The sequence below is a fragment of the Serratia sp. BIGb0234 genome, from assembly GCF_024809915.1.
Classification (GTDB): Bacteria; Pseudomonadota; Gammaproteobacteria; order Enterobacterales; family Enterobacteriaceae; genus Serratia; species Serratia liquefaciens.
Map to the genome: position 1 here is coordinate 462,176 of NZ_JANUEI010000002.1, position 15,094 is coordinate 477,269.

Below are 15,094 nucleotides of genomic sequence, written 5' to 3' on the forward strand. Positions count from 1 at the left end.
TCTGGCGGCAGCCAAAGATTGCCATAAAAAACCTATCCCCCGCCAGCGGGCTTAAGGAATAATCTTGCGACGACGGAATTCGTCAAACAGTGCGAACAGCATCGCTTCGGTGTCGACAAACTGATGAAAGCCAAAGCGGCGCGCCTTGCTGCCGTCGGCAAACATGTCGTAATCCCACGAGAAAACAAAGTCGGCGAAGCGCCAGCTCGCCACAGCGCGATAATCCGCTTCGGCCAGGCCATGCTGCTGCGCCAGCGCCTGCCACAACTCGCTTTTGTCTGCCATCACCGACGTCAGCGGCATAGGCAGCGGCGGCGCCACTTCCAGACCAAAGTAGCCGGCAATTTTCGGCCACATCTCACTCCAGCGAAACAGATCGCTATTGTTGATATTAAACGCCTGATTGGCCGCCGCCGGTTCCGTCGCAGCCCATAGCGTGGCGCGCGCCAGCAGACCCGCATCGGTCATTTCCAGCAGGCTGTGATAGGCCCCCGCTTTGCCGGGGAATCGTAGCGGCAACCCCAGAGACTTGCTGATGGAGGCATAGACCGCGATAGTCAGGGCCAGGTTCATCGGATTGCCGAGCGAGAAGCCCCCCACCACGCTGGGCCGGATCGCGCTCCAGCGCCAATTTTTGCCCTGCTGACGCCGTTCAAGATAGCTCTGCTGCTCAAGATTAAACTCCGGCGGCATGTGCCCGGCATCGCTTTCCCGCGCCGGCGTCTTGAATGGCCCCAGATGCGCGCCGTAAACTTTATAGCCCTGCATCAGGCTGATGTGTTCCAACCCATGCGCTACCGGCTCCAGCGCCTCCACCACATTGGCCAACATCGCCAGATTCGGTGGAACCAGCCCCGCCCAGTCCGGCGCATCCTGATAAGCGGCATAGAAAATATGGCTGACCTCGGTTAGCGGGCGCAAGGCATTGCGCGTCGCCTGAGCATCCAACAGATCGACCGCCACATAGCGCACTTGCGGCCGATTGACGCCCCCGCGTCGTGACAGGCCAACCACCGGCCAACCTTGCCGTTCCAGTTCTTCAATCAGCTTGCCGCCAATCACGCCGTTAGCCCCGACTACCAACGCCAGTTTTTCATTTTGCATAGGTCACCCCGCTCGCTTTTGTTTGAGGCCCTCACTGTGAGTGATTAGCAAAGCTTGCGGTAGAGGCGTAGTGTTACTAACACTTATAAGTAAAATCTATAACTGGAGCGCTGATGGACAAGCTGAACGCCATGAAGACTTTCATGCGGGTCGCGGAACTGGGCAGCCTCTCGGCAGCCGCCCGCGATTTGGGCCTGACGCAGCCGGCGGTCAGCCAGCAGATTACCGGTCTGGAACAACAACTGGGCGTGCAGTTGCTGTTTCGCAGCACCCGCTCCGTCACGCTGACCGACGCTGGCGGCGGCTATTATCGGCAAATCAAACCGATTCTGGCGGCGGTGAGTGAAGCAGAGGAAGCGCTGCACGGCATGCATCTGCGGCTGCAGGGCCCCTTGCGCATCCATGCCCCGACCGGCTTCGGTCAACAGCACCTGACGCCGCTGGCGATAGCTTTTCAGCAACAGCATCCGGAATTGAATATCGAACTGTTGCTCGACGATCGCCGGGCTGACGTGATCGGTGAAGGTATCGACGTGGCAATCCGCTTTGGCGAAATAAATACGCCGGGCACGGTGGCGCGCCGGCTGGGGGAATTACAGCGTATTTTAGTGGCTTCCCCGGCCTATCTGGCAGCCCAGGGCGAGCCGCAAACTCCCGCAGAGCTGGCGAGACATCCACATATCCGCTATAGCGGCTTGAGCGACGGCGATGCGCTGACCTTACTTGGCCCTCAGGGTGCCGAGATAGTGAACCTGCGCCCGGTCTTTCGCGCCAACAATACGTTTTCGCTGCTGGCGGCCATCGAATCAGGATTGGGTATTGGCGGAGCACAGCGCCCGCTGATTGGTCGGCAACTGGCCAACGGCAGCCTGGTACCGGTGTTAACGGCCTGGCATTATCCGCCGATGGCGCTGCATGCGGTTTACCCCGCAGCGCGGTTTATTCCCGGTAAAGTCCGGGCCTGGGTAGATTATTTGCTGGCGGCGTTGGGGAGTATTGAGGGAATTAGGGTGAACAAAGCCCCCGACAAGGTGCCAGGGGCATAAAGATTATTTGAACAGTTTACCGACCATGTCGCCCAGTTCGTTGCTGTTCGACTGCACTTCGCCATTTGGCGAGGCCGCGTCAGCGACCGTTGGCAGGAACTGTGCAATGGTGGCTGAAGCCTGAGCCGGATCGATCCCCAGCTTTTCCGCCAGTTGGTTGATGGCATCGCTGCCAAGCGCTTGCTGCACGTGATCGCCGCTAATCTGCTGGTTTTCACCGTTGCCCAGCCACGAGCCGACCACATCGCCGAATTGACCCTGGCGGAACTTGTCCAGAATCGCCTGCAGGCCACCCTGCTGCTCAACCCATTGCATAATGGCGACGTAATCAATGCCCTTACCGTTGGCACCGCCCAGAATGTTGCCCAATACGCTATCAAACAGACCCATGGTATTCCCCTTCCGATCGTCGGCTCTGCCGCTCGACCGCAGTGATTTAACGAAAAAGGGCCGCCGCAGCGACCCTGTTGATCAGCAACTGATTAATTTCTGATCTTTCTGTAGACAAAAAGCACCACCAGGGCACCGATGACCGCGACAACAAAGCTGCCCAGGTTGAAGCCATCAACACGGCCCATACCGAAGAAGGTACTGATATAGCCGCCGACAACCGCACCGATGATCCCCAGAATAACGGTTACGATAAAGCCGCCGCCGTCTTTGCCCGGCATAATCCATTTAGCCAAGATACCGGCGATTAACCCAAAAATGATCCAGGAAATGATGCCCATTTTTACTCTCCCTATTACTTTTTGCCCAAAGAAACTCTGTTTTCAGGCCCGCGTCGGCGCCTGATCCAACCCTGACGATACTTTCACAACCACAATCCTGTTGCCCTGTGCTGACCGTTAACGGCAGCGCGATGCAGGGTGAATCTTGATAAACACGCATATTCACACTGTTACTATAGACAAATATCAGCAGTTTACCCATTTCCGTGTGTCTGAATTTAGCTGTGCGAAAATCAACCGCATTCATCAAACTGTCATTACTCCGCGCTATAACAACAGGTGAATATTGCTGCAGGGGGACAGACCATGACCAACACACCGTTTCTGCTGATACTGGCTGCAATCTATGCGCTGGCCGCCGCCTGGGACGGTTCTGCCGCCTTGTTGTTCCAGTGATGTTACACGCGCTTTGTCACTTTTCGAGTGGTTTTAAATGTGTCTTGTTTTGTCTGCAAATTTAATCAGTTGAAAACGAATGACAAATAGCGAGCCGTTTGGATAAAAATCCCATTGGCTACCGGGCCTCAATTTTCGCAAAAGGGCTTGATAAGGTGGCTGAACCACTCGGCAAAGGCGGTTAAACGTGCCGAACGTTGGCGGCGGTGAGGATAAAGCAAGGCAATGCCCATTGCCGGTGGCCGGGCCTGCGGCAAAACCTCGCATAAGCTCCCGTCCTCCAGGTAGTGCTGAACATCAAAGCGCGGTATCTGAATCATCCCCAACCCTGCCAGACAGCACCCAATATAATTTTCCGCATTGTTTACCGTGACCCGGCTACGCAAGATTTTTTCCATGTGCTGATCGCCCCGCTGCCAAACCCAGGTATCTGCCCCGGCCAAAGTCGGCTGCGCGTAGCCTACACCCCAATGCCCCGCCAACTGCTCAGGATGCTCCGGCGTGCCATAACGTTGCAAATAGTCCGGGCTGGCGCAGTTGATCATGCTTAATCGCCCCAGCGGCTGGCTGACCAGGCTACTGTCGCTGAGACTGCCGACGCGCACCACGCAGTCGATCCCTTCCTGGATCAAATCGATCGAACGGTCGCTGGCGCTGAGAAACAGTTGAATGTCGGGGTACTGCACAAAAAAGTCCGGCAGCGCAGGCACTATCATTCGCCGGGCTATGCGACTGGGCACATCGACCGTCAAACGACCGTCGATCGGGCCGTTTTGCCGATGAAACAGGCCTTCCAGTGTTTGAACGTCGAACAACAGGCTGCGCGCTTTTTCGAGCAACAGCTCACCGTCGCTGGTCAATTGCACCCGGCGAGTGGTGCGGTGAAACAGGCGGGCACCCATTTCGTGTTCCAGTTGTTGTATCGCCGCCGAAACCGTGGTTTTTGGCATCAACAGGATTTGCGAAGCGCGGATGAAACTGCCCACCTCAGCAACCTGGATAAAAACCCGTAATCTCCCTATTTTATCCACCGGCTGTGCGTCCTGATTAACAGGCTGCGGCCCGGGCCGCAGCAGAATTAAGGTTAACGGGTAGTATAGCCACCGTTGGCGAACAGCGTCTGCCCGGTGATCCACCAGCCGTCAGTGACCAAAAATTTAACGATCGGCGCAATGTCCTCGATATCGGTCAGACCGGTTTTCGAGAACTTGCTCAGCGCGGCGGCACTGCTGTGGTACGCCACCGCCTCCTTGCTTTCCTGGCCATAGAAGAACGGCGTATCCATTGGTCCCGGACCAATGGCGTTCACGCTGATGCCGCGTTCGCCAAACTCCTTGGAAGCCGCGCGGGTAAAGTGCTCCACCGGCGCCTTGCTGCCCGGATAGACCGCATAAAATGGCGTATAGGCCGCCAACAGCGAGCTGACAATGGTCACAATTCGGCCGTTATCGGCCAAATGTTTACCGGCCTGCTGGATAAAGAAAAATGCCGCTTTGGCATTGATGTCGAAACTGCTGTCGTAATCGGCTTCGGTCACTTCGGCAATCGGTTTTTTAATCACCAGACCGGCGGTATTGATGGCAATGTCCACCTTGCCAAACGCCTTGACGGCCTCCTCAAACAGCAGCGCCACGTTAGCCGGCTGGGTGAGATCGCCCTGCACCGCAATCGCCTCGGCACCTGCCGCCTTAACCGCCTGCAACGTTTCCTCCGCGGCAGCACGAGTGGCGTCGCTGTTGTAGTGCACCACCACGGCCGCCGCGCCGTTGGCGGCCAAATCACGCGCCACCAGGCCACCCAGGTTCTTGGCGCCGCCGGCGATCAACACCACTTTTCCATTCAAAGATTGCTTGCTCATTACAGTGACTCCGTTAGTGAAGGTTGCAACGAGTATAGAAACTGTGACCGCTCAGATAATCTGTCCAAATTGGGATGAACCATCCCGCTTTTTCGGTCAATAGCAACGATCAGGCCGTTAATTTCCACAGCGTGATCGCCCGCCGGGCATTCGGCGTAAATCGCACTACACTTGTAAGTTCCCGGCAGCAATAGTCACAACCAGAAACTATTGTTCCTCGCCCGTGGGATGCAAAACGCCTGACGGGCCACAACAGAGGTCAATGTCATGTTGATTCAACCCTATCTTTTTTTTAACGGTAACTGTGAACAGGCGATCAACTTCTACCAGCAGCAGCTGGGCGCCAGAATCGAAATGATTATGCGCTACAAAGATATGCCCGAGGAGGCCAAGCAAGGCGGTCCTCAGGACGTCAATCCAGAGTCCATCATGCATGCCCGTTTACTGATTGGCGAAACGGCGCTGATGGCCTCCGATGGGTGTCCGCAGGACGGCGGCGAAGCTTCGCATAAAGGATTTGCCCTGTCGCTGGATCCGAGCGACGTGGAGCAAGGCCGAGCATTATTCGAGAAGCTGGCGCAGGGCGGCCAGGTCACCATGCCATACCAGGCCACCTTCTGGGCCAAGGGTTTTGGCATGCTGACCGACCAGTTCGGGGTCAATTGGATGATTAACGTTGAATAACCCGTCATCCCGCCAGGGTGTCCGCCACCGACAGCGGATACCCTGGTGCCAAGATCAACGGTAGTGATACCAGTCATAAGCCGCCATCGCGAACAGCACAAACAGCACCGTCAACAGCACCAGTCCCAAACGCCAATAGGGCGATTTACGCTGCCGCCAGGCAAAAATCATCATTAGCGCCAGCACACCCAAGGTCAGCGGGTAATAAACCACCAGCGTCAGCAAAGTAATAATGATGTAGTCAGACATATGCGTGAACCCTGTATTTTCTATGCCGGTTTTGCGGCGAATTGTAACACTCCGCTTGAGTGGCTCATGCATTTTTGATGTTAAGGGAGTAGTGGTCGGCGTGATTAACGAATAAGATGTAAGATTGTTCTTAACACGATTTAAAGACTTTATAACAAGGGTGACATGACACAGCAGCAACCGCAGGATGCCGAACGGCCACGCAACGGTAAAAATTCCCCGTTACTTTTTCAGGCCGGCGTATTTGTCGTCATCGTTGCCGTCACGCTGATTCTGTTTAACGGCTGGCAGATTTGGAATGCGCACCAGCGCGACTTGCAAAGTGCCGAAAATGAATCGGCCAACCTGGCCCGCTCTCTGGCACAGCATGCCGATGACACCTTTATGCAGACCGACACTACGCTGTCCGATCTGACCGAACGCATTCAGACCGACGGCCTGGGCCAACCGCAACAGCTGCGACTACAGAAAGTGATGCAAACGCAGGTTGGCAACCTGCCCCAGTTGCATGGCCTGTTTGTTTACGATGCTCAGGGGAATTGGATCGTCACCTCATCGGGCCGGTTCATACAAAATGCCAACAATGCCGATCGTGAGTATTTCAAATTCCACCTGAGCCACAACAGCAACGCGATATTTATCGGCAAAGTGGTACGCAGCCGCTCTACCGGTGATTTGATCATTCCGGTCTCACGTCGGATCAACAACCCGGACGGCAGCTTTAATGGGGTGGTGCTGGCCACGCTGTATGTCGATTATTTCCGCCAATTTTACGACACCTTCGCACTGAACAGTGACGCCTCGCTCAACCTGCTGTTGGCGGACGGCACCATTCTCTACCGCCGCCCCTACTCCATTGCCGCGATTGGCAAAAATATTTCGGAAGGCGTGTTGTTCCGCGAAATTCTACCCCACTCTGAGTTCGGCAATGCCACCATCACTTCGCGGTACGACAAGGTGGAACGGATCTACGGTTATTCGCGGGTTAATCGCTATCCGCTGGTGATAGCTGCCGGACTGTCGAAGGAAGATGCGCTGTCCGACTGGCGTAATGATACCGGCGTGTTTGCCCTGGGTGGCGCGACGCTGTTAATCATTTTACTGGCGATGGGTCTGGTACTGATGCGCCAGATTAACCACAGCGTACGCACCGAAGCTGAACTGATGCGCACCCGCGATCAGCTCACTACCATCAACCGAACGTTGGAAGAGTTGGCGTTGCTGGACGGGTTAACCGGCCTGGCCAACCGCCGTCAGTTTGATATCGCCATGAAGAACGAACTGATGCGCGCTTCGCGCAATTACCGCAGCGTGGCGTTGCTGATGCTGGATATCGACTGTTTCAAACAATATAACGACATCTACGGTCACGTAGCCGGCGATCAGTGTCTGCAACAGATTGGACAAACGTTGAAAGGGCTGGCGTGCCGCAGCAACGATATTATGGCCCGCTATGGCGGTGAGGAAATGGCCATTATTCTGCCGGATACCGACACTCAGGGCGCACTGATTTTCGCCGAACGGGTGATTGAATCGGTGCGTGAGCTGAAAATACCGCATACGGGCAACCCTCACGGTATTGTCACCATCAGTATTGGCATCTTCGCCAAAGTGCCGCATATGTATAACGACACGCCAATCGGCTTTATTAATCAGGCCGACAGCGCCCTGTATCAAGCCAAAGCCCAGGGGAAAAACCGCATTTATCCCGCCTGACCCATTGGGCCGTCTTCCCCCGGAGGCGGCCCCTGAATTTGTTTTTTTTCGCTCGGAAAATCAAAATCAACCCGCTGATCATAAAACTAAATTTAATTTAAATCGTTAATCTACTTTCGCTGATAAATTAATTAATGCCCATTAAATCTATTTTTATCCATTCGTGCCATTAGCCGCATCGTTTAATATCTGTTTACTTTTGGGCGCATTTTAATAGTGCTAGGATAATTTAATCCAGCCATTAGCATCAACTAGTTCAATTCAACAATAATTCCCGCTGGTTATAAATCCCTTTCAAATAAAAAACAATTAAAGTATCCCCCCATCGCAAGGAGATATTATGCGCGCGGATAATCTTACGCCTGAACAGGTGTTAATAACGTTGCCACAGCAACAGTGGGATAGCGCCCCAGTGCCCTTTTCCCCCTCTGCCGTCGAGGCACTCGAGCAAGGTAAAATCGTGTTTTTGCCTGAACTGGCGTTTCCTATGTTAGCCGGTGAAATGGCGCTGCTGGATCCCGCGTTGGTCGATACAAAACGTAAAAACATCAGCTACTGGCCAGAAACGAGCAAATTATCCGGCGTAGCAATAGCCGCGCAGCAGCCACAGGTCGAGACGTTGCTGTCACGCTATTATCAAACCTGCCTGCAACTGGTTGCCACCCTGCTCCCCCACTACCAACAAGCCCTGCATTCGCCGGTCAACACCCTGCGCCTGCATCCGGTTGCGGCCTGGCGCAAGACCAGCTCATGGCGCAAGGATGATAGCCGGCTGCACGTCGATGCCTTCCCGTCGCGCCCGAACTATGGTGAGCGCATTCTGCGCATCTTCACCAACATCAACCCCAATGGCGAACTTCGCCAATGGCGCATCGGCGAACCCTTTCCTCAACTGGCGCAACGCTTTATGCCGCGCCTGGGCCGCTATTCACCGCTGAACAGCTGGCTGCAGCACAAGGTCGGCATCACCAAACGGCGCCGCAGTCATTACGACCACCTGATGCTGCAACTGCATGATGCCATGAAAGCCGACCAGCACTATCAGCAACAGGGCCCGCAGCTGGCGCTCGACTTGCCGCCGGGCAGCAGTTGGATCTGTTTCTCCGATCAGACGCCACACGCGGCGATGGCGGGTCAGTTTATGCTGGAGCAAACTTTCCTGTTGCCCGTCACCGCAATGAAAAATCCACAGCAATCACCGCTCAAGGTACTGGAAACCCTGCTACACCAGCCCTTGATCTAATCCGGTTCCGCCAGCAGGGTTTCACCCTGCTGCTGTGCCAGTTGATAGTGGGTAACCTCGCTATGGCGACCAATCAGTTCGGCAAGCTGCGGTGAGTGGCTGGTGATCCACAATTGGCTATAACGGCTGGCTTCGGCGATCAGCATGGCCAATGCCGGCAACAGTTGCGGATGCAGACTATTTTCAGGTTCATTGAATGCCATAAATGCCGGCGGCCGCGGGCTGAGCATCGCTACCGCCAAACAGAGGAAACGCAGCGTGCCGTCGGAAAGTTCGGCACTCTCCAAGGGGCGTAAAATGCCGGCACGGTGCATCAATAGCTGGAAGCGTCCCTGAGGGGCCTGAATTTCAAATTCGCTGTCGGGAAACGCCTGCGCCAGAATGTCGCGCAGCAACTCGCCGTTGCCGATCTCGCAGATGGTTTCAAAAGCGGCCGCCAGATTACTGCCGTCATGCGCCAGTACCGGCGCGCGAATACCCACCTGTGGCGCTCGCAACGGTGAACCGGGCCACACGGCAAACTCGTGGTAAAAACGCCACTGCCGCAGATTCTCTCGTACCTGGGACACTTCAGGATACAGATGCGGATCGGCAAGCTGACCAAATACCGATTCCTCTGCATGGAGACTGGCAGGATAAGTGGCGCGATCGCCCTGGATATTCGTCAGGAATGCACTCTGGTTGCGCCTTTCGAGTACCCGGGTTGAAGGTCGACGACCGTGGCCCGAGATCCACAGTGACTCCTCTTTGACCAGCGGGTCGAGTTGAAACAGGCTGCCGGTCGGCTCAGGGAAGCCTAGCTGCAGCTGATAGTCGAAATCATCCAGAGTGGCTGACAACAGCATCCGTTTCGGATCGCCCCGGCGATCACCCGGTCGCAATCCGCCGGCCCACATCGCCTTCTGAATGCCCCCCTCTTCAGCCAACGCAGCAGAAAGCCGCCCACAGGCGGCCTCGTGGATCAATCGCACCGCTTTATACAGGTTAGATTTTCCGCAACCGTTCGGGCCGCTGATCACATTCAGACGGCCCAATTGCAGCTGCAAATTACGTATAGAGCGAAAACCGCTCAGTTGGAGTTGTTGGATCATCGTCGCCACAAACTCTGTGTCAGGAGATGGTGCATCTTACCATGGCACCATCTCACCGGCCTTTAGCTTGTCGGACCGAAGTCCCCTTCCTGCCGCGCCACCAACGTCAGGATACTGTACAGCGCCACCGCCTGCTGATGTTGGTTGAGTACCTGAACATCCCATACCACCACGCCGTGTGGACGATCCTCCGCCGTTTTCTGCGGCTTACGGATTTTCTTTTTGCAGGTCAGCCGTACCTGAAGGGTATCGCCAATCTTCACCGGCTCGATAAAGCGCAGGTTTTCCATACCGTAGTTGGCAATCACCGGTCCGACGCCCGGATCAACAAACAGCCCGGCGGCAGCAGAAACCACAAAGTAGCCGTGCGCGACCCGCTCGCCAAACAGCGATTCGGCCGCGCCGATCTTGTCCATATGGGCATAGAAGTGGTCGCCACTCAGGCAGGCAAAATTGACGATATCGGCCTCGGTCACGGTACGCCGCGCCGTCAGCAGGCTTTCGCCAAGGCGCAGTTGCTCGAAATATTTGCGGAACGGATGTACCGGCTCTTCAATCACCGTCGCACCGCGCACCCACTCACGGCCGATTGCCGCCAGCATAGCCGGACTGCCCTGAATGGCCGTGCGTTGCATATAGTGTTTTACCGCGCGTAGCCCACCCAATTCTTCACCGCCACCGGCTCGCCCTGGCCCGCCGTGCACCAGCATCGGCAACGGAGAACCGTGGCCGGTGGACTCCACCGCCGCCTGTTGATCCAGGATCAGCATTCGGCCATGCGCGCAGGCGGTGGCGCGAATAAAGCGCGTCGCCAGCGCCTCATCGGCGGTCACCAGTGAGCCAGCCAGACTTCCCTGGCCCATTAACGCCAGCTCAATCGCCTGTTCGGTATGCTGATAGGGCATCAGCGTCGCTACCGGGCCGAATGCTTCGGTGCCGTGCACCGCCTGATGGCTAAAGGGATCGGCACAGTACAACAGCGTGGCCGGATAAAATGCCCCCTGCTGCACGCCTGCCCCGCTCACCTCCAGGTTATCCGTTCTCGCGCCGCACAACGGTTCGCAACCGTTATGCAGCAGGTAATCCACCTTCTGTTGCACATCGTCGCGCTGTTCGCGGCTGACCAAGGCCCCCATCCGCACCTGTTCCAGTTTAGGATCGCCCACCGTGACGCCACTCAGCCGCTGCAACAGCGCCTGCTGTACCTCTGCCACCCGTTTCGCCGGCACGATAATCCGCCGAATTGCGGTACATTTTTGCCCGGCCTTGGCGGTCATCTCGCGGCACACTTCTTTGATAAACAGCGCAAACTCCGGCATCTGCGGCGTAACGTCCTCGCCCAGCACGCAGCAGTTGAGCGAGTCTGCCTCCATGGTGAAAGCAATCGACTTTTGCAACAGGCGCGGGTGCGCACGCAGCTGCTGACCGGTCTGCGCCGAGCCGGTAAAGGTCACCGCATCCTGATAATCCAGATGTTCAAACATATCGCCGACGCCACCGCATACCAGTTGCAACGCGCCCTCTGGCACCAGACCGCTGTCGATAATCAGTCTGACCATCGCCTGCGTCAGCTGCGCCGTGGCGGTCGCCGGTTTGATGATCGCCGGCATACCGGCCAACCAGGTGGGCGCCAGTTTTTCCAGCATCCCCCAGCAGGGAAAGTTAAAAGCATTAATATGCAACGCCACGCCAGGGCGTGAAGTCAGCACATGTCGGGCGGCAAACTGCGCCTGTTTGGACAGCGGGATCAGTTCGTCTTCCGGCCACAGGGTATCGTCCGGCAGTTCGCGCCCTGCCAGCCCGGCATAGGCAAACAGCGTGGCGATACCGCCTTCGATATCCACCCAGCCGTCACTGCGAGTCGCGCCGGTCTGGTACGAAATCTCATACAGCGTTTCTTTGTTGGCCAGCAGGTGCTTAGCCACCGCTTTCATCATTTGCGCGCGCTGCTGGAAGGTCATCTGTGCCAGCGCCTTGCCGCCCTTGCTGCGCGCATACTCCAGACTGGCGGCCAGCGGTAGCCCGTCGGAACAAACCTGATACAGCGGTTGGCCGGTGACGGCATGGTGGATTTCACGGGCTTTGCCCTGGCCGTACACCCAGGCGCCAGAAAGATAACTGTGTAGCTGCTGCATTTGCTCCTCCGGAATTCATAAATTTACACCACAAGGATTAATTACGTATCACATATTGTCCAGTTTTCACCAGAATGAAATTTAACAAAATAAAAACAACCAGACATTGAAAGCGCTCAGACAGGCGTTTTACCCTCATGAATTAATTTTTAATCTCATTTAAAAACAACATTATAACAACACTCCTTGTGAGCACCCTCGCAAAACCACACAAATGCCGTTTGATCTTTTTGTTATCAGTTTGTAGCCTTATGGTTAGTTAATGTGATTCACATTTTTATATTTAATGTGAAAAATACGAATCACCAAGAGGCACGCATGACAACTGACGCGCAACATCAGCAGCACTTCGACGACAAAATTGCGGCGGATACCTCGATTGAGGCCAAAGACTGGATGCCGGACGCCTACCGCCAAAACCTGATCCGCCAGATTGGCCAGCATGCCCATTCCGAAGTGGTCGGCATGTTACCGGAAGCCAACTGGTTGACGCGCGCCCCTACCCTGCGCCGCAAAGCGGTGTTGTTGGCCAAGGTGCAGGACGAAGCGGGGCACGGCCTGTACCTGTACAGCGCCGCGGAAACCCTGGGCTGCTCTCGTCAGGATATCTACCAGAAGATGCTCGACGGCAAGATGAAATACTCCTCGATCTTCAATTACCCGACGCTCAACTGGGCGGATATCGGGGTGATCGGCTGGTTGGTTGACGGCGCGGCCATCGTTAACCAGGTGGCGCTGTGTCGTGCGTCCTACGGCCCCTATGCGCGAGCAATGGTGAAAATTTGCAAGGAAGAGAGCTTCCACCAGCGCCAGGGTTACGAAGCGGTCATGGCGATGGCAAACGGCAGCGAACAACAGAAAGCCATGCTGCAAGATGCGATTAACCGCTTCTGGTGGCCGGTACTGATGATGTTTGGCCCCAGCGACACCGATTCACCGCACAGCGCGCAGAGCATGGCCTGGAAAATCAAACGCCACAGCAACGATGAGTTACGGCAGAAATTTGTCGACAACACCGTCCCCCAGTTGGAAGCCCTGGGCATGGTCGCACCGGACGCCGACTTGGCCTGGGACGAAGCCACCGGCCACTACCGCTTTGGCGAAATCGACTGGAGTGAACTGCATGAGGTGATCAAGGGGCGCGGCCAATGTAACCACGAACGGCTGCAAGCCAAACGCCGCGCCTGGGAGAACGGTGCCTGGGTACGCGATGGCGCTCTGGCCCACGCGTCAAAAAACACCTCAACTGCCGCATAAGGAACCGATGATGACACATGCCCAATGGCCACTGTATGAAGTGTTTATCCGCAGCAAACAAGGGCTGGCGCACCGTCACGTCGGCAGCCTGCACGCCGCCGACGACCAGATGGCGCTGGAAAACGCCCGCGATGCCTATACCCGCCGCAACGAAGGCTGCTCAATCTGGGTGGTGCAATCCAGCCACCTGATCGCCTCGCAGCCGGAAGATCGCGAAGCCTTTTTCGATCCGTCCGATGACAAGATCTACCGTCATCCGACGTTCTACACCATTCCCGACGGCATCAAGAACATGTAGGGGCGACCATGACCTTCAATAACGATCCACTCGTCACCTATGTCCTGCGTCAGGGCGATACGCCACTGATCCTCGCCCAGCGCTTGTGCGCCTGGTGCGGCCACGCGCCGGAACTGGAGATCGACCTGGCGCTGGCCAATATCGGCCTAGACCTACTCGGCCAGGCACGCAACTTTCTCGGTTATGCCGCCGAACTGGCCGGGCCGCAATTCAGCGAAGACCGACTGGCCTTCGGCCGTGACGAACGTGAGTTCCATAACCTGCTGCTGGCGGAACAACCCAACGGCGGCTTCAACGACACTCTGGTGCGGCAGTTCCTGATGGACGCCTACCACGTGCAGTTGCATCTGGCCTTGAGCCAAAGTCGCGATGCGCAACTCGCCGCCATCGCCGCCAAGTCACTGAAAGAGGCGCATTACCACCTGCGTTTCAGCCGTGGCTGGATGATCCGTCTGGGTGACGGCAGTCCCGTCAGCCACCAAAAAATGCAGCAGTCGCTGGATGGCCTGTGGCGTTTTACCGCCGAGCTGTTCCATGCCGACGAGCTTGAACTTCAGTTGGCAGAACAGGGTATCGCCGCCGATCCGCGCCAGCTTGAGGCTCCGTGGCTGGCGCTGGTTGAAGAAACGCTGCAACAGGCCACCCTGACGCTGCCGGCAGAGCAGGCGTTCCGCCACGGCGGTAAACAGGGTCGGCACAGCGAACATCTCGGTCCGCTGCTGGCCGAGATGCAGTTCCTGCAACGCGCCTATCCCAACGCAAACTGGTAAGGGGCCGCTATGAACATTACCCGGCTGCAGGCCGCGGAAATTCCGCAAATCTGGCACTGCCTGCAACAGATCAGCGATCCGGAACTGCCGGTGCTGTCGATTACCGATCTGGGCATGGTTCGCGACGTTGAAGCCGACGGCGACGGCTGGCGCATTACCTTTACGCCAACCTACTCCGGCTGCCCCGCCACCGAGTTCCTGCTCGAAGCCATCGAGCAGCGGCTGGCCGAGGCCGGCTTTGCCCCGATCAAAGTGGACATTCGCCTCAGCCCGGCGTGGACCACCGACTGGATGAACGCCTCGGCGCGTGAACGGCTGCGTGAATACGGCGTCGCACCGCCACAGGGCCATACCTGCGACAAACCGCAGGCTGCAGGCCCGGTGCCCTGCCCGCGCTGCGGCAGCACCCACAGCGAAAAAATCAGCGAATTCGGCTCCACCGCCTGCAAAGCGCTGTATCGCTGCTGCGATTGCCGCGAACCCTTCGACTATTTCAAATGCATTTAGGAGCGCAGA

General features: G+C 56.6%; 16 protein-coding genes. 8 read left to right on the forward strand and 8 right to left on the reverse strand.

Going from position 1 to position 15,094, the window contains the following annotated elements; all coding sequences use genetic code 11:
• Positions 1 to 51: 51 nt before the first annotated feature.
• On the reverse strand, positions 52 to 1,104 hold the full coding sequence (locus M2407_RS09215; RefSeq protein ID WP_259217739.1) for an SDR family oxidoreductase: 1,053 nt from the start codon (positions 1,102 to 1,104) through the stop codon (positions 52 to 54).
• Positions 1,105 to 1,217: 113 nt separating this feature from the next.
• Between M2407_RS09215 and M2407_RS09220 the strand changes: the two genes are divergently transcribed.
• Positions 1,218 to 2,150 (forward strand): LysR family transcriptional regulator, encoded by a 933-nt coding sequence (locus M2407_RS09220; protein WP_046373212.1) that lies wholly within the window; start codon positions 1,218 to 1,220, stop codon positions 2,148 to 2,150.
• Between the two features lie 3 nt (positions 2,151 to 2,153).
• On the opposite strand, the gene M2407_RS09225 is transcribed toward M2407_RS09220, so the two are convergent.
• From M2407_RS09225 to M2407_RS09240, 4 genes are all read right to left on the reverse strand, one after another.
• The gene (locus tag M2407_RS09225; protein ID WP_020827585.1) at positions 2,154 to 2,540 is read right to left on the reverse strand and encodes a YidB family protein; all 387 of its coding nucleotides are present in this window, start codon (positions 2,538 to 2,540) and stop codon (positions 2,154 to 2,156) included.
• A 92-nt stretch (positions 2,541 to 2,632) separates the two neighbouring features.
• Positions 2,633 to 2,881 carry a GlsB/YeaQ/YmgE family stress response membrane protein gene (locus tag M2407_RS09230; protein ID WP_017893301.1) on the reverse strand — a complete coding sequence of 83 codons (249 nt, stop codon included), beginning with the start codon at positions 2,879 to 2,881 and terminating at the stop codon, positions 2,633 to 2,635.
• 524 nt (positions 2,882 to 3,405) lie between these two features.
• Positions 3,406 to 4,308 carry a LysR family transcriptional regulator gene (locus M2407_RS09235; RefSeq protein ID WP_041414723.1) on the reverse strand — a complete coding sequence of 301 codons (903 nt, stop codon included), beginning with the start codon at positions 4,306 to 4,308 and terminating at the stop codon, positions 3,406 to 3,408.
• 53 nt (positions 4,309 to 4,361) lie between these two features.
• Positions 4,362 to 5,135, reverse strand: a complete 774-nt coding sequence (locus tag M2407_RS09240) for an SDR family oxidoreductase (protein ID WP_048760362.1) — start codon at positions 5,133 to 5,135, stop codon at positions 4,362 to 4,364.
• 267 nt (positions 5,136 to 5,402) lie between these two features.
• Between M2407_RS09240 and yjdN the strand changes: the two genes are divergently transcribed.
• Positions 5,403 to 5,819, forward strand: a complete 417-nt coding sequence (gene yjdN / locus M2407_RS09245) for a VOC family metalloprotein YjdN (protein WP_020827589.1) — start codon at positions 5,403 to 5,405, stop codon at positions 5,817 to 5,819.
• A gap of 54 nt (positions 5,820 to 5,873) precedes the next feature.
• Here yjdN and M2407_RS09250 read toward each other — a convergent pair whose 3' ends face one another.
• Positions 5,874 to 6,068, reverse strand: a complete 195-nt coding sequence (locus M2407_RS09250; protein ID WP_020827590.1) for a hypothetical protein — start codon at positions 6,066 to 6,068, stop codon at positions 5,874 to 5,876.
• A gap of 165 nt (positions 6,069 to 6,233) precedes the next feature.
• Here M2407_RS09250 and M2407_RS09255 point away from each other — a divergent pair, with 165 nt between their 5' ends.
• Together M2407_RS09255 and M2407_RS09260 are read left to right on the forward strand one after the other, a co-directional pair.
• On the forward strand, positions 6,234 to 7,784 hold the full coding sequence (locus M2407_RS09255; protein ID WP_020827591.1) for a GGDEF domain-containing protein: 1,551 nt from the start codon (positions 6,234 to 6,236) through the stop codon (positions 7,782 to 7,784).
• 340 nt (positions 7,785 to 8,124) lie between these two features.
• A complete protein-coding gene (locus M2407_RS09260) occupies positions 8,125 to 9,027 on the forward strand; it encodes a Kdo hydroxylase family protein (protein ID WP_046373210.1) in 903 nt (300 codons plus the stop codon).
• Here M2407_RS09260 and M2407_RS09265 read toward each other — a convergent pair.
• Positions 9,024 to 10,118, reverse strand: coding sequence for an AAA family ATPase (locus M2407_RS09265; RefSeq protein ID WP_046373209.1), 1,095 nt, complete (start codon positions 10,116 to 10,118; stop codon positions 9,024 to 9,026). The two genes, M2407_RS09260 and M2407_RS09265, sit on opposite strands and share 4 nt — an antisense overlap.
• Positions 10,119 to 10,180: 62 nt before the next feature.
• Positions 10,181 to 12,253, reverse strand: coding sequence for a phenylacetic acid degradation bifunctional protein PaaZ (paaZ, locus tag M2407_RS09270; RefSeq protein ID WP_046373208.1), 2,073 nt, complete (start codon positions 12,251 to 12,253; stop codon positions 10,181 to 10,183).
• A gap of 318 nt (positions 12,254 to 12,571) precedes the next feature.
• On the opposite strand from paaZ, the gene paaA reads away from it, so the two are divergent.
• The 4 genes from paaA to paaD are packed head-to-tail and all read left to right on the forward strand — an operon-like array spanning position 12,572 to position 15,085.
• Positions 12,572 to 13,510, forward strand: a complete 939-nt coding sequence (gene paaA / locus M2407_RS09275; protein ID WP_046373207.1) for a 1,2-phenylacetyl-CoA epoxidase subunit PaaA — start codon at positions 12,572 to 12,574, stop codon at positions 13,508 to 13,510.
• Positions 13,511 to 13,520: 10 nt separating this feature from the next.
• Positions 13,521 to 13,808: a 1,2-phenylacetyl-CoA epoxidase subunit PaaB gene (gene paaB / locus M2407_RS09280; protein ID WP_020827596.1), complete on the forward strand. Its 288-nt coding sequence runs from the start codon at positions 13,521 to 13,523 to the stop codon at positions 13,806 to 13,808.
• 8 nt (positions 13,809 to 13,816) lie between these two features.
• Positions 13,817 to 14,578 carry a 1,2-phenylacetyl-CoA epoxidase subunit PaaC gene (paaC, locus tag M2407_RS09285; RefSeq protein ID WP_020827597.1) on the forward strand — a complete coding sequence of 254 codons (762 nt, stop codon included), beginning with the start codon at positions 13,817 to 13,819 and terminating at the stop codon, positions 14,576 to 14,578.
• 9 nt (positions 14,579 to 14,587) lie between these two features.
• Complete coding sequence (gene paaD / locus M2407_RS09290) at positions 14,588 to 15,085, forward strand: 1,2-phenylacetyl-CoA epoxidase subunit PaaD (RefSeq protein WP_046373206.1); 498 nt, start codon at positions 14,588 to 14,590, stop codon at positions 15,083 to 15,085.
• Positions 15,086 to 15,094: the final 9 nt, after the last annotated feature.

Coding starts and splice junctions, on each gene's coding strand:
- M2407_RS09215 (WP_259217739.1), bottom strand. CDS start 1,104: ATGCAAAATGAAAAACTGGCGTTGGTAGTCGGGGCTAACGGCGTGATT.
- M2407_RS09220 (WP_046373212.1), top strand. CDS start 1,218: ATGGACAAGCTGAACGCCATGAAGACTTTCATGCGGGTCGCGGAACTG.
- M2407_RS09225 (WP_020827585.1), bottom strand. CDS start 2,540: ATGGGTCTGTTTGATAGCGTATTGGGCAACATTCTGGGCGGTGCCAAC.
- M2407_RS09230 (WP_017893301.1), bottom strand. CDS start 2,881: ATGGGCATCATTTCCTGGATCATTTTTGGGTTAATCGCCGGTATCTTG.
- M2407_RS09240 (WP_048760362.1), bottom strand. CDS start 5,135: ATGAGCAAGCAATCTTTGAATGGAAAAGTGGTGTTGATCGCCGGCGGC.
- yjdN (WP_020827589.1), top strand. CDS start 5,403: ATGTTGATTCAACCCTATCTTTTTTTTAACGGTAACTGTGAACAGGCG.
- M2407_RS09250 (WP_020827590.1), bottom strand. CDS start 6,068: ATGTCTGACTACATCATTATTACTTTGCTGACGCTGGTGGTTTATTAC.
- M2407_RS09255 (WP_020827591.1), top strand. CDS start 6,234: ATGACACAGCAGCAACCGCAGGATGCCGAACGGCCACGCAACGGTAAA.
- M2407_RS09260 (WP_046373210.1), top strand. CDS start 8,125: ATGCGCGCGGATAATCTTACGCCTGAACAGGTGTTAATAACGTTGCCA.
- M2407_RS09265 (WP_046373209.1), bottom strand. CDS start 10,118: ATGATCCAACAACTCCAACTGAGCGGTTTTCGCTCTATACGTAATTTG.
- paaZ (WP_046373208.1), bottom strand. CDS start 12,253: ATGCAGCAGCTACACAGTTATCTTTCTGGCGCCTGGGTGTACGGCCAG.
- paaA (WP_046373207.1), top strand. CDS start 12,572: ATGACAACTGACGCGCAACATCAGCAGCACTTCGACGACAAAATTGCG.
- paaB (WP_020827596.1), top strand. CDS start 13,521: ATGACACATGCCCAATGGCCACTGTATGAAGTGTTTATCCGCAGCAAA.
- paaC (WP_020827597.1), top strand. CDS start 13,817: ATGACCTTCAATAACGATCCACTCGTCACCTATGTCCTGCGTCAGGGC.
- paaD (WP_046373206.1), top strand. CDS start 14,588: ATGAACATTACCCGGCTGCAGGCCGCGGAAATTCCGCAAATCTGGCAC.